The sequence below is a fragment of the Streptomyces tricolor genome (assembly GCF_002155905.1).
Lineage (GTDB): Bacteria > Actinomycetota > Actinomycetes > Streptomycetales > Streptomycetaceae > Streptomyces > Streptomyces tricolor.
The window spans coordinates 1-20,076 of the sequence record NZ_MUMF01000185.1 but is presented as its reverse complement, the minus strand read 5'-3'; the positions used below and the strand labels follow the sequence as shown (position 1 = coordinate 20,076).

General features: G+C 69.4%; 20 protein-coding genes. 19 read left to right on the top strand and 1 reads right to left on the bottom strand.

Annotated features, from left to right (window positions below; all coding sequences use genetic code 11):
* Window positions 1-16 precede the first annotated feature (16 nt).
* The 19 genes from CCN44_RS14695 to CCN44_RS14605 all read left to right on the top strand — a co-directional run bounded on the left by CCN44_RS14695 (window position 17) and on the right by CCN44_RS14605 (window position 18,672).
* Window positions 17-1,828 carry a trypsin-like serine protease gene (locus tag CCN44_RS14695; RefSeq protein ID WP_086697889.1) on the top strand — a complete coding sequence of 604 codons (1,812 nt, stop codon included), beginning with the start codon at window positions 17-19 and terminating at the stop codon, window positions 1,826-1,828.
* 195 nt (window positions 1,829-2,023) lie between these two features.
* On the top strand, window positions 2,024-3,160 hold the full coding sequence (locus tag CCN44_RS14690) for an LCP family protein (protein WP_059252600.1): 1,137 nt from the start codon (window positions 2,024-2,026) through the stop codon (window positions 3,158-3,160).
* 226 nt (window positions 3,161-3,386) lie between these two features.
* Window positions 3,387-3,611, top strand: coding sequence for a 50S ribosomal protein L31 (gene rpmE / locus CCN44_RS14685; protein ID WP_014675000.1), 225 nt, complete (start codon window positions 3,387-3,389; stop codon window positions 3,609-3,611).
* A 105-nt stretch (window positions 3,612-3,716) separates the two neighbouring features.
* Window positions 3,717-4,784 (top strand): peptide chain release factor 1, encoded by a 1,068-nt coding sequence (gene prfA / locus CCN44_RS14680; RefSeq protein ID WP_059252601.1) that lies wholly within the window; start codon window positions 3,717-3,719, stop codon window positions 4,782-4,784.
* Window positions 4,785-4,841: 57 nt separating this feature from the next.
* Complete coding sequence (gene prmC / locus CCN44_RS14675) at window positions 4,842-5,687, top strand: peptide chain release factor N(5)-glutamine methyltransferase (RefSeq protein WP_086697888.1); 846 nt, start codon at window positions 4,842-4,844, stop codon at window positions 5,685-5,687.
* A 52-nt stretch (window positions 5,688-5,739) separates the two neighbouring features.
* Window positions 5,740-6,387, top strand: coding sequence for an L-threonylcarbamoyladenylate synthase (locus CCN44_RS14670; RefSeq protein ID WP_059252603.1), 648 nt, complete (start codon window positions 5,740-5,742; stop codon window positions 6,385-6,387).
* Between the two features lie 52 nt (window positions 6,388-6,439).
* Entirely contained in the window at window positions 6,440-7,099 is a 660-nt protein-coding gene (locus CCN44_RS14665; RefSeq protein WP_059252604.1) for an arsenate reductase/protein-tyrosine-phosphatase family protein, read from the top strand.
* A 97-nt stretch (window positions 7,100-7,196) separates the two neighbouring features.
* Window positions 7,197-8,432 (top strand): serine hydroxymethyltransferase, encoded by a 1,236-nt coding sequence (locus tag CCN44_RS14660; protein WP_059252605.1) that lies wholly within the window; start codon window positions 7,197-7,199, stop codon window positions 8,430-8,432.
* A 128-nt stretch (window positions 8,433-8,560) separates the two neighbouring features.
* Entirely contained in the window at window positions 8,561-9,913 is a 1,353-nt protein-coding gene (locus CCN44_RS14655) for an MraY family glycosyltransferase (RefSeq protein ID WP_086697887.1), read from the top strand.
* Window positions 9,914-10,248: 335 nt separating this feature from the next.
* Window positions 10,249-10,686: a hypothetical protein gene (locus CCN44_RS14650; protein ID WP_086697886.1), complete on the top strand. Its 438-nt coding sequence runs from the start codon at window positions 10,249-10,251 to the stop codon at window positions 10,684-10,686.
* 273 nt (window positions 10,687-10,959) lie between these two features.
* Window positions 10,960-11,730: a F0F1 ATP synthase subunit A gene (gene atpB, locus CCN44_RS14645; RefSeq protein ID WP_086697885.1), complete on the top strand. Its 771-nt coding sequence runs from the start codon at window positions 10,960-10,962 to the stop codon at window positions 11,728-11,730.
* Between the two features lie 80 nt (window positions 11,731-11,810).
* Window positions 11,811-12,053: an ATP synthase subunit c family protein gene (locus CCN44_RS14640; protein WP_086697884.1), complete on the top strand. Its 243-nt coding sequence runs from the start codon at window positions 11,811-11,813 to the stop codon at window positions 12,051-12,053.
* A gap of 41 nt (window positions 12,054-12,094) precedes the next feature.
* Window positions 12,095-12,643 carry a F0F1 ATP synthase subunit B gene (locus CCN44_RS14635; RefSeq protein WP_086697883.1) on the top strand — a complete coding sequence of 183 codons (549 nt, stop codon included), beginning with the start codon at window positions 12,095-12,097 and terminating at the stop codon, window positions 12,641-12,643.
* Window positions 12,640-13,455, top strand: coding sequence for a F0F1 ATP synthase subunit delta (locus tag CCN44_RS14630; protein WP_059252610.1), 816 nt, complete (start codon window positions 12,640-12,642; stop codon window positions 13,453-13,455). Before CCN44_RS14635 ends, CCN44_RS14630 begins: the two co-directional genes overlap by 4 nt.
* Before the next feature lie 168 nt (window positions 13,456-13,623).
* Entirely contained in the window at window positions 13,624-15,216 is a 1,593-nt protein-coding gene (gene atpA / locus CCN44_RS14625) for a F0F1 ATP synthase subunit alpha (RefSeq protein ID WP_059252611.1), read from the top strand.
* Between the two features lie 21 nt (window positions 15,217-15,237).
* Window positions 15,238-16,155, top strand: coding sequence for a F0F1 ATP synthase subunit gamma (locus tag CCN44_RS14620; protein WP_059252612.1), 918 nt, complete (start codon window positions 15,238-15,240; stop codon window positions 16,153-16,155).
* A complete protein-coding gene (gene atpD, locus CCN44_RS14615) occupies window positions 16,156-17,592 on the top strand; it encodes a F0F1 ATP synthase subunit beta (RefSeq protein WP_059252613.1) in 1,437 nt (478 codons plus the stop codon).
* A 110-nt stretch (window positions 17,593-17,702) separates the two neighbouring features.
* The gene (locus CCN44_RS14610) at window positions 17,703-18,077 is read left to right on the top strand and encodes a F0F1 ATP synthase subunit epsilon (RefSeq protein ID WP_023546729.1); all 375 of its coding nucleotides are present in this window, start codon (window positions 17,703-17,705) and stop codon (window positions 18,075-18,077) included.
* Between the two features lie 148 nt (window positions 18,078-18,225).
* Entirely contained in the window at window positions 18,226-18,672 is a 447-nt protein-coding gene (locus CCN44_RS14605; protein WP_059252614.1) for a DUF2550 domain-containing protein, read from the top strand.
* A 15-nt stretch (window positions 18,673-18,687) separates the two neighbouring features.
* On the opposite strand, the gene CCN44_RS14600 is transcribed toward CCN44_RS14605, so the two are convergent.
* Window positions 18,688-20,076: glycosyl hydrolase family 18 protein (locus CCN44_RS14600; protein WP_086697882.1), on the bottom strand; the 1,389-nt coding region annotated here is incomplete at its 5' end.

Sequence of the window (20,076 nt, the reverse complement as noted above, 5' to 3'; positions counted from 1 at the left end):
GGGGACCCCCTTGCCCATGCCCCTGCCCGGGCGGCGCAGACGGCGGATACGCCGTGCCCTGCCCCTTGCCGCTGCCGGTCTGGCCGCCGCGCTGCTCACCACCTTTGCCGGCACGGCCACGGCGCTGCCGGAGCCCACGGCCGAACCCGTCGTCGGCCAGCCGTCCCAGGCCACGCTGGAGAAGCGGATCGCCGGGGCCCTCGGCACCGACCGGCCGGCCAAGAGCAGCAGCCCCTCGGCCGTGTCCCCGAAGATCATCGGTGGCGGACAGGCCACCATCTCCTCGGCGCCCTGGATGGCCCAGCTCTGGTACTACGACGACAAGAACACCACCGACACCAGTGACGACGTGAGCTTCTTCTGCGGTGGCACGGTCGTCGCGCCGACGAAGATCCTGACCGCCGCCCACTGTGTCCGGGAGGACAACAGGAACTACAGCTGGCAGGCCCACGGCACCGTCGTCACGGGCACCGACCAGCTGCCCACCACCGACTCCGCCGGTACCACGGACCTGCACGGCGGCCAGGCCACGGCCGTGCTGCGCCAGTGGTGGCAGCCGGGCTACGACCCGGTGGACAAGGAGACGGGGAAGTACGAGGGCGACCTCGCCCTGCTCACCCTGGCCGTCCCGGTCAAGGCCACGCCGATCCGCCTGGTCACCTCCGGCGACACCGCCTCGTACGCGGCCGGCACCCAGGCGAAGGTCTACGGCTGGGGCCGTACCAGCTCCACCAGCCAGGACATCTCCCCGACGCTCAAGACGGCCACGCTGACCCTGCGGTCCGACAGCACCTGCTCCGGCGTCTACGGCTCCGCCTACGTCGCGGGGCGCATGGTCTGCGCGGGCACGCAGAGCGGAAGCGACACCGGTACCAGCGCGACCTGCAACGGCGACTCCGGCGGCCCGCTCGTGGTGGGCGGCCGTCTCGCCGGAGTGGTCTCCTGGGGCATCCGGGACTGTGTGGAGAAGGGCTACTACAGCGTCTTCACCCGGGTCGGCGCCTACGTCGGCTCCGCCTATCCCCAGATCGACGACACCAACCTGAGCCTGTTCAACAACAAGCCCGACGGCAAGGCCGACCTGTTCCTGCGGGCCTCCTCCACGAAGACCGGCTACGAGAAGGACTCGAGCGGCACCTCGTTCGGCGCCCGGGTCTCCTGGGGCGACTGGAGCGGCGTCAACCTGGTGCTGCAGACGGACCTCAACCGGGACGGCTACCAGGACCTGGTCTACCGGGTCGGTTCGACCGGTGACGTCTACTGGGACCACTTCGTGCTCAACAGCGCCCGCACGAGCGGCTCCTGGGCCACCACCAAGATCTTCACCGGCTGGAAGACCCGGACCCGGATCGTCACCCCGGGCGACGTCACCGGCGACTACCTGCCCGACGTGCTCTCCGTGGACTCCGGCGGCACCCTGTGGATCTACCCGGGCAAGGGCAACGGCACCTTCGGCTCCCGGGTGCAGGTCGGTGCGGGCTGGAACCAGTACAACATGGTGCGCGGGCACGGCGACTTCACCGGCGACGGCAAGGCCGACCTGCTCGCCCGCAAGTCCAGCACCGGCGACCTGTACCTGTACAAGGGGACCGGGAAGTCCGGCACCGGCGCCTTCGCCACCCGGATCAAGGTGCGCAGCGCCTGGACCGGCTACAACGCCTTCGACGCGGTCGGCGACGTGAGCGGGGACGGCAGGGCCGACTTCCTGGCCCGCACCTCCGGCGGCACCCTGTACCTGTACAAGGGCACCGGAAAGGCCACAAGCGAGATCTTTGCCACAAGGGTCTCGGCCGGCACCGGCTTCCAGGCGTACGACCTGTGGGGCTGAACCCGCAGGTGAACGCGGTCCGCGCGGACTGAGCGACTACGCACCGTGCCCATCGCCGCACGCGGTGGGCACTGTGCGTTGTGCAACCCTTTCCCGAGTTTCTCCGTCTGACCGGGCGGAGCGACGATGGAGCGGTGACGACCGCGCCCGACCCTGACCGCAGGGGGTATCCGACCGCCGAGACCTAGGAGCGATGTGGCCGCCGAGAGCACGCAGCCCCAGCCCGCCATAACCGAGCCGGGCACGACCCCGCGCCGCCGGGGCAAGGGCCGCCGCCGCAAGGCCCCCAGCACGGGCCGCAAGGCCCTGCGCGCGACGGCCTGGACGGCCGCGGGCGTGGTCGTCCTGGGCGGGGCCGGCGCCGGGTACCTGTACTTCAAGCTCAACGGCAACCTGCACAGCGTCGACATCAACCAGGCCCTCGGCAGCGACCGGCCCACGAAGATCGACAACGGCTCCGAGAACATCCTGGTCCTGGGCTCGGACACCCGCGCCGGCAAGAACAAGAAACTCGGCGGCGGTGCCGACGACGGCAGCGCCCGCTCGGACACGGCGATGATCGTCCACGTCTACGAGGGCCACAAGAAGGCCAGCGTGGTCTCCATCCCCCGGGACACCCTGGTCGACCGGCCCCGGTGCACCGACACCAAGGGCACCACCCACCCCGCAGCGTCCGGCGTGATGTTCAACGAGGCGTACTCCACCGGCGGCGCGGCCTGCGCGGTGAAGACCGTGGAGTCGATCACCGGCATCCGCATGGACCACTACCTGGAGGTCGACTTCGAGGGCTTCCAGAAGCTCATCGACGACCTCGGCGGGGTCCGGGTGACGACCACCAAGGACATCAAGGACCCCCAGAGCCACCTGAACCTCAAGGCCGGACCCCACACCCTCGACGGCGAACAGGCCCTCGGCCTGGTCCGCACCCGGCACGGCGTGGGCGACGGCTCCGACCTGGGCCGCATCCAGCTCCAGCAGGCCTTCATCAAGGCGCTGATCGACCAGGTCAAGCACGTCGGCGTCTTCACGAACCCGAAGAAGCTGTACGACCTCGCCGACACCGCCACCAAGGCCGTCACCACCGACTCCGAACTCGGCTCGGTCAACTCCCTGATCGACTTCGCCAACGGGCTCAAGGGCATCAGCTCCTCCCAGATGAAGATGGTCACGATGCCCGTCCAGTACGACCCGGCCAACCCCAACCGGGTCCTGCTGGCGAAGGACAAGGCCCAGCTGGTGTGGGACGCCCTGAAGGCCGACCGCCCGATCCCGAAGTCGGCCACGGCGGGCACGGCCACGGGCGAAGCCAAGGGCGTCGTAAGCGCCCCGTAGGGGCGCGGGGAACCGCGCGACGAGCCACATCGCACCCGCACCCGCGAACGACGATCGAGCGGCACCCCCGTAGGCGCACACACCCACCCACCCGCAGGAATAGAACAACCGCACCCCCGGTTTGGGAGGATGGCCCCAGTCCTGGCAGACTGGTACGTCGGCTCCGGTTCACGCTCCCGCATCCCGCGGCGGCGACCCGGCGCCCTCCCGGAACCTAGGAGACACCTTGAAGCGCGACATCCACCCCGCGTACGTCGAGACGCAGGTCAGCTGCACCTGCGGCGCGTCGTTCACCACCCGTAGCACCATCGAGTCCGGCACCATCCGGGCCGAGGTCTGCTCCGAGTGCCACCCGTTCTACACGGGCAAGCAGAAGATCCTCGACACCGGTGGCCGTGTGGCCCGCTTCGAGGCCCGCTTCGGCAAGGCTGCCGCCGGCTCCAAGAAGTAGCGAGCCCCAGATCGCCGGTCCACGGTCACGCCCTCACCGGGGTGTGCCCGGGACCGGCGTTTTTGGTCGCCCGCCCTTCCCTTCACCGCAGTACAGGAGCCCAAGATGTTCGAGGCCGTCGAGGAACTCGTCGCCGAGCACGCCGATCTGGAGAAGAAGCTCGCCGACCCGTCGGTCCACGCCGACCAGGCGAACGCGCGCAAGCTGAACAAGCGCTACGCCGAGCTGACCCCGATCGTCGCCACGTACCGCTCCTGGAAGCAGACCGGCGACGACATCGAGACCGCGCGCGAGCTGGCCGCCGACGACCCCGACTTCGCCGCCGAGGTCAAGGACCTGGAGAAGCAGCGCGAGGAGCTGACCGAGAAGCTGCGCCTGCTGCTCGTCCCGCGCGACCCGAGTGACGACAAGGACGTCATCCTGGAGATCAAGGCGGGCGCGGGCGGCGACGAGTCGGCGCTGTTCGCCGGCGACCTGCTGCGCATGTACCTGCGCTACGCCGAGCGCGTCGGCTGGAAGACCGAGATCATCGACGCCACCGAGTCCGAGCTGGGCGGCTACAAGGACGTCCAGGTCGCGGTGAAGGCCCGCGGGCAGATCGAGCCCGGCCAGGGCGTGTGGGCCCGGCTGAAGTACGAGGGCGGCGTGCACCGCGTCCAGCGCGTCCCGGCGACCGAGTCCCAGGGCCGCATCCACACCTCCGCGGCCGGTGTGCTCGTCACCCCGGAGGCCGAGGAGGTCGACGTGGAGATCAACCCCAACGACCTGCGCATCGACGTCTACCGGTCCTCCGGCCCCGGCGGCCAGTCCGTGAACACCACCGACTCCGCCGTGCGCATCACGCACATCCCGACCGGCGTCGTCGCCTCCTGCCAGAACGAGAAGAGCCAGCTGCAGAACAAGGAGCAGGCGCTGCGCATCCTGCGCTCCAGGCTGCTCGCCATGGCCCAGGAGGAGGCGGAGCGGGAGGCCGCCGACGCCCGGCGCAGCCAGGTCCGCACCGTGGACCGCTCCGAGAAGATCCGCACCTACAACTTCCCGGAGAACCGCATCTCGGACCACCGCGTCGGCTTCAAGGCGTACAACCTGGACCAGGTCCTGGACGGCGACCTCGACGCGGTCATCCAGGCCTGCGTCGACGCCGACTCGGCGGCGAAGCTCGCCGCCGCGTAAGACACGTACGCACGTACGAGCACAAGCACGAGTACGAGTACGACACGGAGGACTCGCGTGAACCTGCTGCTCGCGGAGGTGGCCCAGGCCACCCAGCGGCTGGCCGACGCCGGCGTGCCCTCGCCGCGCACCGACGCGGAGGAGCTGGCCGCGTTCGTGCACGGCGTGAAGCGCGGCGAACTGCACTCCGTGAAGGACGCCGACTTCGACGCCCGGTACTGGGAGGTCATCGCCCGGCGCGAGCAGCGCGAGCCGCTGCAGCACATCACCGGGCGGGCCTACTTCCGGTACCTGGAGCTTCAGGTCGGGCCGGGGGTGTTCGTCCCCCGCCCGGAGACCGAGTCCGTGGTCGGCTGGGCCATAGACGCCGTGCGCGCCATGGACGTCGTCGAACCGTGCATCGTGGACCTGTGCACCGGCTCCGGCGCCATCGCGCTCGCCCTCGCCCAGGAGGTGCCGCGCTCGCGCGTGCACGCCGTGGAGCTGTCCGAGGACGCCCTGGTGTGGACCCGCAAGAACATGGCCGGCTCCAGGGTCGACCTGCGCCAGGGCGACGCGCTGACCGCCTTCCCGGACCTCGACGGCCAGGTCGACCTGGTCATCTCCAACCCGCCGTACATCCCGCTCACCGAGTGGGAGTACGTCGCCCCCGAGGCCCGCGACTACGACCCGGAGCTGGCGCTGTTCTCCGGCGAGGACGGCCTCGACCTCATCCGCGGGCTGGAGCGGACCGCGCACCGGCTGCTGCGTCCCGGCGGGGTCGTCGTGATCGAGCACGCCGACACCCAGGGCGGCCAGGTGCCGTGGATCTTCACGGAGGAGCGGGGCTGGGCCGACGCGGCCGACCACCCCGACCTGAACAACCGCCCGCGGTTCGCCACCGCCCGCAAGGCGCTGCCGTGAGCACCCCGCAGACTTCAACCCCGCAGTACGTGTACGAGGAGGCCCGCTAGACATGGCACGGCGATACGACACCAACGACGCGACCGACCGCGCGACGGGTCTGCGCGAGGCCGCGTCCGCCGTCCGCCGGGGCGAGCTGGTGGTGCTGCCGACCGACACGGTGTACGGCATCGGCGCCGACGCGTTCTCCTCCGAGGCCGTCGCCGACCTGCTCGCCGCCAAGGGCCGGGGCCGCACCATGCCCACCCCCGTCCTGATCGGCTCCCCGAACACCCTGCACGGCCTGGTCACGGACTTCTCCGAGATGGCCTGGGAGCTGGTCGACGCGTTCTGGCCGGGCGCCCTCACGCTCGTCGCCCGGCACCAGCCGTCCCTCCAGTGGGACCTCGGCGACACCCGGGGCACGGTCGCCGTGCGCATGCCGCTGCACCCCGTGGCCATCGAACTGCTCACCGAGGTCGGCCCGATGGCCGTCTCCTCCGCCAACCTCACCGGCCACCCGGCGCCGGAGGACTGCGACGCCGCCCAGGACATGCTCGGTGACTCCGTCTCCGTCTACCTCGACGGCGGCCCCACCCCGGGCAACGTGCCGTCCTCCATCGTGGACGTCTCGCGCGAGGTGCCGGTGCTGCTGCGCGCGGGCGCGCTCTCCGCGGAGGAGCTGCGCAAGGTCGTACCCGACCTTGAGGTGGCGAATTGACGGCCCCTGGATCCCCCAGGCTCTCGGCTCCGTTCGAGCAGGGGGTGCCCCCATGCGCGGCATAGGCGGCGGGGGCTGGAGCGCGGAGGAGACGACCACGTTCGGATTCCCCCGCGACACCTTCCGCATCCTGCACGTCAGCACCGGCAACGTGTGCCGCTCGCCCATCACCGAGCGGCTGACCCGCCACTTCGTCGCGGAGCGGCTCGGCGTACTCGGCGGCGGGCTGATCGTGGAGAGCGCCGGCACCTGGGGCCACGAGGGCGCGCCCATGGAGTCCCACGCGGAGACCGTGCTGGCCGAGTTCGGCGCGGACGCCACCGGCTTCGTCGGCCGGGAGCTGCTCGACGAGCACGTCATCACGGCCGACCTGGTGCTGACCGCGACCCGCGACCACCGCGCCCAGGTCATCTCCATGGGCCACTCGGCGGGCCTGCGCACCTTCACCCTGAAGGAGTTCACCCGGCTGGTCCGGGCGATAGATCCGGCCACCCTGCCGCCGCTGGAGGACGGCGTGGTGATGCGGGCCCGGGCGCTGGTGCGCGCGGCGGCGGCGCTGCGCGGCTGGCTGCTCGCCCCGACCGCCGAGGCGGACGAGGTGTACGACCCCTACGGCGCCCCGCTGACCTTCTTCCGCTCGATCGGCGACGAGATACGGGACGCCCTGGACCCGGTGGTGACGGCGCTGACCGGGGTTCCGGCGCGGACGTAGGGCGCGCGAGCGCCCCGTCGGGGGGGCGACACCGGGCGTCCCGCACCTCCCCGGCCTACATTGGAGCTACGTCCCCGTCGACCGCCCGGAGCCCGACATGTCGGTCACCACCGCTGACACCGATGTCCTGCGGCGGCAGGACCCGGCCATGGCCGAACTGCTGCTCGGCGAGCTGGCGCGGCAGTCCACCACACTCCAGCTGATCGCGGCCGAGAACTTCTGCTCCCCGGCCGTGCTCGCCGCCCTCGGCTCCCCGCTCGCCAACAAGTACGCCGAGGGCTACCCCGGCGCCCGCTACCACGGCGGCTGCGAGATCGTCGACGTCGCCGAACGGGCCGCCATCGACCGCGCCAAGGCCCTGTTCGGCGCCGAGCACGCCAACGTCCAGCCGCACTCCGGTTCCACCGCCGTGCTGGCCGCCTACGCGGCCCTGCTGCGCCCCGGGGACACCGTCCTCGCCCTCGGCCTGCCCTACGGCGGCCATCTCACCCACGGCTCGCCGGCGAACTTCTCCGGCCGCTGGTTCGACTTCGTCGGCTACGGCGTCGACGCCGAGACCGGGCTGATCGACCACGACCAGGTGCGCCACCTGGCGCGAAACCACCGCCCCAAGGCCCTCGTGTGCGGCTCCATCGCCTACCCCCGCCACCTCGACTACGCCTTCTTCCGCGAGGTCGCCGACGAGGTCGGGGCGTACCTCATCGCGGACGCGGCGCATCCGATCGGGCTGGTCGCCGGGGGCGCGGCGCCGAACCCGGTGCCGTACGCGGACATCGTGTGCGCGACCACCCACAAGGTGCTGCGCGGGCCGCGCGGCGGGATGATCCTGTGCGGCGGCGAGCTGGCCGAGCGCGTCGACCGGGCCGTCTTCCCGTTCACCCAGGGCGGCGCCCAGATGCACACCATCGCCGCCAAGGCCGTCGCGTTCGGCGAGGCGGCGACCCCGGCGTTCACCGTGTACGCCCACCAGGTGGTCGCCAACGCCCGGGTGCTGGCCGGTCACCTGGCCGCGGAGGGGCTGGTGGTGACCACCGGCGGTACGGACACCCACCTCATCACCGCGGACCCGGCCCCGCTCGGCGTGGACGGCCGCACCGCGCGCGGCCGGCTGCTCGCGGCCGGCCTGGTGCTGGACTGCTGTGTGCTGCCGCACGGCGACGGCCGCGGGCTGCGCCTGGGCACGGCGGCGGTGACCACCCAGGGGATGGGGGAGCCGGAGATGGTACGGATCGCGGCCCTGCTGGCGGGCGTGCTGCGTGGGGCGACGGAGCCGGCCGCGGCACGGGAGGAGGTGCGCGCGCTCACCGGCCAGTTTCCGCCGTATCCCGGCTGAGCCGGGGTAGCCGACGGGGGTGCACAGCCACGCGTGCAACCATCGTCGCTACCCGGCAGTCCTCATCCATATGCATCCGTCGCTAGGGTGTGGGGCTGTGATGGCCAGCGAGACCTGTGGGGAAGCCCGTGCGTGAATACCTGCTGACGCTCTGCATCACGGCCGCGGTGACGTATCTGCTGACAGGGCCGGTACGCAAGTTCGCGATCGTGGCCGGGGCGATGCCGGAGATCCGGGCCCGGGACGTGCACCGGGAACCCACTCCGCGCCTCGGCGGGATCGCGATGTTCTTCGGTTTGTGCGCGGGCCTGCTGGTCGCCGACCACCTGGCCAACCTCAACGAGGTCTTCGCGAAGTCGAACGAGCCGCGGGCGCTGCTCTCCGGGGCCGCCCTGATCTGGCTGATCGGCGTCCTGGACGACAAGTTCGAGATCGACGCGCTGATCAAGCTCGGCGGGCAGATGATCGCCGCGGGCGTGATGGTCATGCAGGGTCTGACGATCCTGTGGCTGCCCATCCCGGGCGTCGGCAACGTCGCGCTGACCCAGTGGCAGGGCACGCTCCTGACGGTCGCCCTGGTGGTCATCACGATCAACGCGGTGAACTTCGTGGACGGCCTGGACGGTCTCGCGGCCGGCATGGTGTGCATCGCGGCGGGCGCGTTCTTCCTGTACGCCTACCGGATCTGGTACTCGTACGGCATCGAGGCCGCCGCTCCCGGCACGCTGTTCGCGGCCATCCTGATGGGCATGTGCCTGGGCTTCCTGCCGCACAACATGCACCCGGCGCGGATCTTCATGGGCGACTCGGGCTCGATGCTGATCGGCCTGGTGCTGTCGGCCGGCGCGATCTCCATCACCGGGCAGGTGGACCCGGACGCCCTGGCGCTGTTCACGGGATCGGAGAAGGCGGCGGTCCACCAGACGGTCCCCGTCTACATCCCGCTGCTGCTCCCGCTGACGATCATCGCCGTACCGGCCGCGGACCTGGTCCTGGCGATCGTCCGCCGCACCTGGCGCGGCCAGTCCCCGTTCGCCGCCGACCGCGGCCACCTGCACCACCGCCTGCTGGAGATCGGCCACTCGCACAGCCGGGCCGTGCTGATCATGTACTTCTGGTCGGCGCTGATCGGCTTCGGCGCGCTGGCGTACTCCGTCAACTCGGCGTCGATGTGGATCGTCCTGGGCGTGGTCTTCCTCAGCGCGATCGGCCTGGTCCTCCTCCTGCTCCCGCGCTTCACCCCCCGCGTCCCCCTCTGGGCCCAGCGCTTCGTCCCCCCGCGCTACCGCAGGCGCCGCCGGGACCCGGAGTCCGTCGTGACGCCGGAGCCGGCGGACCGCCCGAAGCCCGCGCAACCGGAACGCGCCGAGGACGACGAGCGCGCGCCCGTCACGGCCGGAGTGTCGGGTGTCCACGGGGCGACGGCGATCGGCGCCCGATCGCGCTTCGTGGACCGTGACGACGACCGAAGCTACGGCTGAGCACACCGCAGGGTGGAAGAGGGGCGTCCTGCTGACGGCCAAGGTAAGAATCTGACTAGAGCATTGCCAACCCGTGGGGGAACGTTTGCCCCCAATACCAGACAAATGGGCGCGGTTTTTGCACAGACGCGCACCCTCACTCTCATGTGTGACAGCAAGCACACCCGGCAGGTAAAGACCTCATCAAATAGTTTGTGATACGGTTCACGAGAACCCCGGATAGGACCGAAGGACCTGAGTGCGACGGTCCGTAGGTGTGAGGTCTCGATCACTCAGCCCGGGACTACGCTCGTCCATGACGACACCCTGCCCCCTGTGAAAGCGGAGTTGCCGCCATGCCGTCCAATGACGCCCGGAACCTCTTGCGGATCGCTGTGCCCACAGCGGCCGCAGGTGCGATCGTCGTCGCCGTGAGCGCCGCGGTCGCGGGGGGTAAGGGCGCGCTCGGCGCGGTCGTCGGCACGGTGCTGGCCATCCTGTTCATGGGAGCCGGCCTCTATGTGCTCCAGTGGACGGCAAAAACGCTCCCGCAGCTGTTCCAGGCGATGGGGCTGATGCTCTATGTCGCCCAGCTGCTGCTCCTCCTGATCTTCGTCGCTGTCTTCAAGGACACCTCCCTCTTCAACGCGAAGACGTTCGCCTTGTCGCTGGTCGTCGCGACCGTCGTGTGGATGGCGGCGCAGGCGCGCGCGCACATGAAGGCCAAGATCTTCTACGTCGACCCGGACTCCGCGAAGAGTGAGAAGCCCGAGAAGACAGGGTCGAAGCCGTGAGGCGTAGGGGCGGGATAAAGGCTCGTGAGATCTCCTGCTATCGTCCGGTGCCAACTGCGGCATCGCGGGCGCGGGCATCTGAGCTGACGCCTGCTCGAACGCGAGGCTCGATGCCCCCCAGCCGCCCCCACATCCGTAACACCAGTCCGGTGCCGATCCGCGGCCGTGCGCCGCGCCGACACAACGAGGTTGCCGTACCCATGCGTCACGCCGAAGGAGCCCGCGGTGAGTGCTGACCAGACCCAGCTCGCCTTTGACTGGAGTTGTCGGATCATGTCCGACAACGGGTGTGGCTTCCCGGCTCCGGGCCTGCACTCCTTCCTGTTCAAGCCGATCGCCACGGTGGGCGGCTTCGAGTTCAACAAGGTGATGCTGCTCGCCCTCATCACCACCCTGCTCGTCGTCTGCTTCTTCTGGGCCGCCTTCGGCAAGGCCAAGGTCGTTCCGGGCAAGATCCAGATGATCGGCGAGGCCGGCTACGACTTCGTACGTCGCGGCATCGTGTACGAGACCCTCGGCAAGCGCGAGGGCGAGAAGTGGGTGCCGCTCATGGTCTCCCTCTTCTTCTTCATCTGGATCATGAACATCTGGTCCGTGATCCCGCTGGCCCAGTTCCCGGTCTCGTCGGTCTTCGCCTTCCCGGTCGTTCTCGCCGCCCTTGTCTGGATCCTCTGGGTCGGGCTGACCTTCAAGCGTCACGGCTTCGTCGGCTTCTTCAAGAACGTCACGGGCTACGACAAGTCGCTGGGCGCGGTCCTGCCGCTGGTCATGCTCATCGAGTTCCTCTCGAACCTGATTGTCCGCCCGTTCACGCACGCCGTGCGACTCTTCGCCAACATGTTCGCCGGTCACCTGATGCTGGTGATGTTCACCGTCGCCTCCTGGTACCTGCTGAACAGCTGGATGATCCCTGCGGCCGGCGTGTCCTTCGTCATGACCGTCGTCATGATCCTCTTCGAGCTTTTCGTGCAGGCCGTCCAGGCGTACGTCTTCGTGCTCCTCGCCTGCTCCTACATTCAGGGCGCTCTCGCCGAGCACCACTGAGCCGTACCACTGCCCCTTAGACCCCCCAGACGTCCGGTGGCCAACCCCCACCGGCCCATGAAAGAGAAGGAAGAACCGGCATGTCCGCTCTCCAGACCCTCGCCGCCGACGGCGTCACCGGCTCCCTCGGTTCCATCGGCTACGGCCTTGCGGCCATCGGCCCCGGCGTCGGCGTCGGCATCATCTTCGGTAACGGCACCCAGGCCCTCGCCCGCCAGCCCGAGGCTGCCGGTCTGATCCGCGCCAACCAGATCCTGGGCTTCGCCTTCTGTGAGGCGCTCGCCCTCATCGGCATCGTTATGCCGTTCGTGTTCGGTAAGTAATCCCTCGTCTTACCTGACACGAATCGACGAAAGGCACTGATGTGATCGCCAACCTGGTTGCGCTCGCGGCCGAGGAGGAGCAGAACCCGCTCATTCCTCCGGGCCCCGAGCTGCTCATCGGCACCATCGCCTTCGCCATCGTGTTCTTCTTCTTCTGGAAGAAGCTGCTTCCGAACATCAACAAGGTTCTGGAGGAGCGTCGCGCGGCGATCGAAGGCGGCATCGAAGAGGCCGACGCCATGAAGGTCGAGGCCCAGAGCGTCCTTGAGCAGTACAAGGCCCAGCTCGCCGAGGCCCGGCACGAGGCCGCGCGTCTGCGCCAGGAGGCGCAGGAGCAGGGTGCCGCGCTCATCGCCGAGATGCGGGCCGAGGGCCAGCGGCAGCGTGAGGAGATCGTCGCCGCCGGTCACGCCCAGATCGAGGCCGACCGCAAGGCCGCCGCGTCGGCGCTGCGCCAGGACGTCGGCAAGCTCGCCACCGAACTGGCCGGCAAGCTCGTCGGCGAGTCCCTCGAGGACCACGCCCGCCAGAGCCGTGTGATCGACCGCTTCCTCGACGAGCTCGAGGAGAAGGCCGAGGCCACGCGATGAACGGAGCGAGCCGCGAGGCCCTGGCAGCCGCACGTGAGCGTCTCGACGCGCTGACGGACTCCACGTCCGTGGACGCCGCGCAGCTCGCCGACGAGCTGGCGGCCGTCACCGCGCTGCTCGACCGCGAGGCCGGCCTGCGCCGGGTTCTCACCGACCCGGCGCAGCCCGGAGAGGCGAAGGCCCAGCTGGTGCAGCGCCTGATCGGCGGCCAGGTCGGCGAGACCACCGCCGACCTGGTGTCCGGGCTGGCCCGGTCCCGCTGGTCGCAGCCCCGCGACCTGGTGGACGCGCTGGAGGAGCTGGCGAACATCGCCGACCTCACGGCCGCGCAGAAGACCGGCACCCTCGACGACGTCGAGGACGAGCTGTTCCGGTTCGGCCGGGTCGTCTCCTCCAGCACCGAGCTGCGTGCCGCGCTCACCGACCGTGCCGCCGGCAACTCGGCCAAGGCCGAGCTGCTGAACCGGCTCCTCGGCGGGCGGGCCAAGCCGGCCACCGAGCGTCTGGTGACGCGCCTCGCGACCGCGCCGCGTGGACGTAGCCTGGAGACGGGACTGGAGTCCCTGTCCAAGCTCGCCGCCGAGCGGCGGGACCGCATGGTCGCCGTCGTCACCTCGGCGGTGCCGCTGAGCGACGGGCAGAAGGGGCGCCTCGGCGCCGCTCTGACCAAGCTCTACGGGCGTCGGATGCACCTGAACCTCGACGTCGACCCCGCGGTCGTCGGCGGCATCCGGGTGCAGGTCGGTGACGAGGTCATCAACGGCTCCCTCGCGGACCGGCTCGACGAGGCCGCCCGCCGCATGGCGAGCTAGCAGCAACTCGATATATCGATCTTTCGAGAACGTTCGATCTTTCGAGAGCATTCGAGAACAGCAGTACGTACTTACGGCCCTGGTTGGGCCGTGCAGAGGATTCCTGGGGGTCGCCCCCAGACCCCCAAAGTGAAACTTCGGGCCCAACAAGGAGAGCAGGGAACCCAGATGGCGGAGCTCACGATCCGGCCGGAGGAGATCCGGGACGCGCTGGAGAACTTCGTCCAGTCGTACAAGCCGGACGCGGCCTCGCGCGAGGAGGTCGGTACGGTCACCCTTGCCGGCGACGGCATCGCGAAGGTCGAGGGCCTGCCCTCGGCCATGGCCAACGAACTGCTGAAGTTCGAGGACGGCACCCTCGGCCTCGCGCTGAACCTGGAAGAGCGCGAGATCGGTGCCATCGTCCTCGGTGAGTTCAGCGGCATCGAGGAGGGTCAGCCGGTCACCCGTACCGGTGAGGTCCTCTCCGTCGCGGTCGGCGAGGGCTACCTCGGCCGTGTCGTCGACCCGCTCGGCAACCCGATCGACGGCCTCGGCGAGATCGAGACCGACGGCCGCCGCGCCCTCGAGCTGCAGGCCCCCACGGTCATGCAGCGCAAGTCGGTGCACGAGCCGATGGAGACGGGCTACAAGGCCGTCGACGCGATGACCCCGATCGGCCGTGGTCAGCGTCAGCTGATCATCGGCGACCGCCAGACCGGCAAGACCGCCCTGGCCGTCGACACGATCATCAACCAGCGCGACAACTGGCGCTCGGGCGACCCGAAGAAGCAGGTCCGCTGCATCTACGTCGCCATCGGCCAGAAGGGCTCCACCATCGCCGGCGTGCGCCGCGCGCTGGAGGAGAACGGCGCCCTGGAGTACACGACCATCGTCGCCGCCCCGGCGTCCGACCCGGCCGGCTTCAAGTACCTGGCGCCGTACACCGGTTCGGCCATCGGCCAGCACTGGATGTACCAGGGCAAGCACGTCCTGATCATCTTCGACGACCTGTCGAAGCAGGCCGACGCCTACCGCGCCGTGTCGCTGCTGCTGCGCCGCCCGCCGGGCCGTGAGGCCTACCCGGGTGACGTCTTCTACCTGCACTCCCGGCTGCTGGAGCGCTGCGCCAAGCTCTCCGACGACATGGGTGCCGGTTCGATGACCGGTCTGCCGATCGTCGAGACCAAGGCCAACGACGTCTCGGCGTTCATCCCGACCAACGTCATCTCCATCACCGACGGCCAGTGCTTCCTGGAGTCGGACCTGTTCAACGCCGGTCAGCGTCCCGCGCTGAACGTCGGTATCTCCGTCTCCCGAGTCGGTGGTTCCGCGCAGCACAAGGCGATGCGCCAGGTCTCCGGCCGCCTCCGTGTCGACCTCGCCCAGTTCCGTGAGCTGGAGGCGTTCGCCGCCTTCGGTTCCGACCTGGACGCGGCCTCGAAGGCCCAGCTGGAGCGCGGTCAGCGCATGGTCGAGCTGCTGAAGCAGGACCAGTACCAGCCGATGGCCACCGAGGACCAGGTCGTCTCCGTCTGGGCCGGCACCAACGGCCGTATGGACGACGTCCCCGTCAACGACATCCGCCGCTTCGAGAAGGAGCTGCTGGACTTCCTGCACCGGAAGCACCAGGGCCTGCTCACCTCCATCCGCGAGGGCGCCAAGATGTCGGACGACACGATCCAGGCGATCGACGACGCGGTGGCGGAGTTCAAGAAGCAGTTCGAGACCTCGGACGGCAAGCTGCTCGGCGAGGACACTCCTGCCGCTGCTTCCAAGTGACGTAAGGAAGGGACCTGACTCATGGGAGCCCAGCTCCGGGTCTACAAGCGTCGCATCCGATCCGTCAGCGCGACCAAGAAGATCACCAAGGCGATGGAGATGATCGCCGCCTCGCGCGTCGTCAAGGCGCAGCGCAAGGTGGCGGCCTCCACGCCGTACGCGACCGAGCTGACGCGCGCGGTCACGGCGGTCGGTACGGGTTCGAACACCAAGCACCCGCTCACCACGGAGGCGGAGAACCCGACCCGTGCCGCGGTCCTGCTCCTCACGAGCGACCGCGGTCTGGCCGGCGCCTTCAACTCCAACGCCATCAAGGCGGCGGAGCAGCTGACCGAGCGCCTGGAGCGCGAGGGCAAGCAGGTCGACACGTACATCGTCGGCCGGCGCGGTGTGGCCCACTACAACTTCCGTGAGCGCGTGATCGCGGAGTCGTGGACGGGCTTCACCGACGAGCCGACGTACGCGGACGCCAAGAAGGTGGCGGCGCCGCTGATCGAGGCCATCGAGAAGGAGACGGCGGACGGCGGTGTGGACGAACTCCACATCGTGTACACCGAGTTCGTCTCGATGATGACGCAGACGGCGCTCGACGCTCGGCTGCTGCCGCTGCGCCTCGACGAGGTCGCCGAGGAGGCCGCCCCCAAGGGCGAGATCCTCCCGCTGTACGACTTCGAGCCCTCGGCGGAGGACGTCCTCGACGCCCTGCTGCCGCGCTACGTGGAGAGCCGTATCTACAACGCGCTGCTCCAGTCGGCCGCTTCGAAGCACGCCGCCACGCGGCGCGCGATGAAGTCGGCCACCGACAACGCGGGCGAGCTGATCAACACGCTCTCCCGTCTTGCCAACGCGGCCCGCCAGGCCGAAATCACCCAGGAAATCAGCGAGATCGTCGGTGGCGCGAGCGCCCTGGCCGACGCGACCGCGGGGAGTGACCGATAAATGACCACCACTGTTGAGACCGCGACGGCTACGGGCCGCGTCGCCCGGGTCATCGGCCCGGTCGTCGACGTGGAGTTCCCCGTCGACGCGATGCCGGACATCTACAACGCCCTTCACGTCGAGGTGGCCGACCCGGCGAACGAGGGTCAGAAGAAGACCCTGACCCTGGAGGTCGCCCAGCACCTGGGTGACGGCCTGGTCCGCACCATCTCGATGCAGCCGACCGACGGTCTGGTCCGCCAGGCCCCGGTCGTGGACACCGGCGACGGCATCACCGTCCCGGTCGGCGACTTCACCAAGGGCAAGGTGTTCAACACCCTCGGTGAGGTGCTGAACGTCGACGAGAGCTACGAGGGCGAGCGCTGGTCCATCCACCGCAAGGCCCCGAACTTCGACGAGCTCGAGTCGAAGACCGAGATGTTCGAGACCGGCGTCAAGGTCATCGACCTGCTCACCCCGTACGTCAAGGGCGGCAAGATCGGCCTGTTCGGCGGCGCCGGCGTCGGCAAGACGGTGCTCATCCAGGAGATGATCTACCGTGTCGCCAACAACCACGACGGTGTCTCCGTGTTCGCCGGTGTCGGTGAGCGCACCCGTGAGGGCAACGACCTCATCGAGGAGATGTCGGACTCGGGCGTCATCGACAAGACCGCGCTGGTCTTCGGCCAGATGGACGAGCCCCCGGGCACCCGTCTGCGCGTCGCGCTGGCCGGCCTGACCATGGCCGAGTACTTCCGTGACGTCCAGAAGCAGGACGTGCTGTTCTTCATCGACAACATCTTCCGCTTCACGCAGGCCGGTTCCGAGGTCTCCACGCTGCTCGGCCGTATGCCGTCCGCGGTGGGTTACCAGCCGAACCTGGCCGACGAGATGGGTCTCCTCCAGGAGCGCATCACCTCGACCCGCGGTCACTCGATCACCTCGATGCAGGCGATCTACGTCCCCGCCGACGACCTGACCGACCCGGCCCCGGCCACCACCTTCGCCCACCTCGACGCGACGACGGTTCTGTCCCGTCCGATCTCCGAGAAGGGCATCTACCCGGCCGTGGACCCGCTGGACTCCACGTCCCGGATCCTGGACCCGCGCTACATCTCGCAGGACCACTACAACGCGGCCATGCGCGTGAAGACGATCCTGCAGAAGTACAAGGACCTCCAGGACATCATCGCGATCCTCGGTATCGACGAGCTGGGCGAGGAGGACAAGCTCGTCGTCCACCGCGCCCGTCGCGTGGAGCGCTTCCTGTCCCAGAACACCCACGTCGCCAAGCAGTTCACCGGCGTGGACGGTTCGGACGTGCCGCTGGACGAGTCGATCGCCGCGTTCAACGCGATCTGCGACGGCGAGTTCGACCACTTCCCGGAGCAGGCGTTCTTCATGTGCGGTGGTCTTGAGGACCTCAAGAAGAACGCGAAGGAGCTGGGCGTCTCCTGAGCCCCGTGCTCGTGTGAGGGGGCGGGTGCGTCCCGCCCCCTCATCCACGCCCACTAGAATTGACCCCAACACCCGGCGCCCCTGCCGGGTGGTGACCCGAGGAGCCACCCTTGGCTGCTGAGCTGCACGTCGAGCTGGTCGCCGCCGACCGCCAGGTCTGGTCCGGCGAGGCCACCCTGGTCGTCGCGCGCACCACGTCCGGCGACATCGGCGTCATGCCCGGTCACCAGCCGCTGCTCGGTGTGCTGGAGTCGGGCCCGGTGACCATCCGTACGAGTGAAGGTGGAACGGTCGTCGCCGCGGTGCACGGCGGTTTCATCTCGTTCGCGGACAACAAGCTCTCGCTGCTGGCCGAGATCGCCGAGCTGTCGGACGAGATTGATGTCCAGCGCACGGAGCGGGAGCTGGAGCGCGCGAAGGCGGAGGGCGACGCCGCCGCCGAGCGCCGCGCGGACGTCCGACTGCGTGCCGCGGCGGCGCGCTGAACCAGCCGCGCTGTACGTTGACGTCACTCAGCCGCGGCCGGCCCGGAGCAATCCGGTGCCGGTCGCGGCTGAGGCAGATGTGGGTGTCTTTTCCGTTTCATTACTCAGTGACAGAAGCAGTTCCTAGGAGACGAGGAGGTCGGTGCCGATGGTCCTCGCTCTGACTGTGTGCGGGATCGTGGTCGCGCTCGTAGTGGTGGGGCTGTTCCTGTTCGGGCTGCGCCGCAGGCTGATCCAGCGATCCGGCGGCACCTTCGACTGCTCGCTGCGCTGGGACGTGCCCGAGAAACCGGACGTGGGCGGCAAGGGCTGGAGCTACGGCGTGGCCCGCTACAACGGCGACCGCATCGAGTGGTACCGGGTCTTCTCCTACGCCCCCCGCCCCCGCCGCGTCCTGGAGCGGGCGCAGATCGAGGTGGCCGGCCGCCGGCTGCCCGAGGGCGAGGAGGAACTGGCGCTGCTGTCGGACGCGGTGGTCCTCGCGTGTACGCACCGGGGCACGCGCCTCGAACTCGCCATGAGCGAAGACGCGCTGACCGGATTTCTCGCGTGGCTGGAGGCAGCCCCGCCCGGTCAGCGCGTCAACGTCGCTTGAGAGCTCTTACAGGGTTTACAGGTTGTCGCTGATGGCGCTCACCAGCTCGCCGTTGCTGGTGTCACCGCTGAACTCCCAGAAGAAGGCGCCGCCGAGGCCCTGGCTGTTGGCCCAGGCCATCTTCGACTTGATGGTGGCGGGAGTGTCGTACGACCACCAGTTGCTGCCGCAGCGCGCGTAGGCCGTGCCCGCGACGGTGCCGGTGGCGGGGCAGGACGACTTCAGGACCTTGTAGTCCTCGATGCCCTGCTCGTAGGTGCCGGCCGCCGGGCCCGTGGCCGTGCCGCCCGGGGCGTCCTGGGTGACGCCGGTCCAGCCGCGGCCGTAGAAGCCGATGCCGATGAGCAGCTTCTTCGCGGGCACGCCGATCGCCTTGAACTTGGCCATCGCGTCGGCGGTGGTGAAGCCCGCCTTCGGGATGCCGTCGTACGAGGTGAGCGGGGAGTGCGGGGCGGTCGGGCCCTTGGCGTCCCAGGCGCCGAAGAAGTCGTACGTCATCACGTTGTACCAGTCGACGTACTGGGCGGCGCCCGCGTAGTCCGCGGCGTCGATCTTGCCGCCGGCCGAGCCGTCGGCGGTGGTGGCGGCGGTGACCAGGTTGTTCGTGCCGAACTTGGCGCGCAGCGCCGACATCAGGTTCTTGTAGGCCGCGGCACCGGAGGTGTCACAGGTCAGGCCGCAGGCGTTCGGGTACTCCCAGTCGATGTCGATGCCGTCGAAGACGTCGGCCCAGCGCGGGTCCTCGACCAGGTCGTAGCAGGACTGGGCGAAGGCGGCCGGGTTCTTCGCGGCGTCCGCGAAGCCGCCGGACCAGGTCCAGCCGCCGAACGACCACAGCACCTTGATGTGCGGGTACTTGGCCTTCAGCTGGCGCAGCTGGTTGAAGTTGCCGCGCAGCGGCTGGTCCCAGGTGTCGGCGACGCCGCTGACCGACTGGTCGGCGGTGAAGGCCTTGTCGTAGTCGGCGTAGGAGTCGCCGATCGCGCACTTGCCGCCGGTGACGTTGCCGAAGGCGTAGTTGATGTGCGTGATCTTGGCGGCGGAGCCGGACGTCACCAGGTTCTTGACGTTGTAGTTCCGGCCGTAGATGCCCCACTCGGTGAAGTAGCCGAGCTTGACCTTGTCGCCGGTGGGCGGGGGAGTGGTGCCGCCGCCGGTGGTGTGCACCTTGACCGCGCCGCTGACCGGGCCGGTCTGGTCGGCGGTGTCGCGCGCCCGCACGGTGTAGGAGTAGTCGGTGCCGGCGGTCAGACCGGTGTCGGTGTACGACGTGGTGGTGACCGTGGCGACCTTGGTGCCGTCGCGCAGCACGTCGTAGTTCTTGATGCCCTTGTCGTCGGTGGCCGCGCTCCAGCTGAGCTTCACCGAGGTGTCGGTGACGGAGGAGGCGGTGGGGGTGCCGGG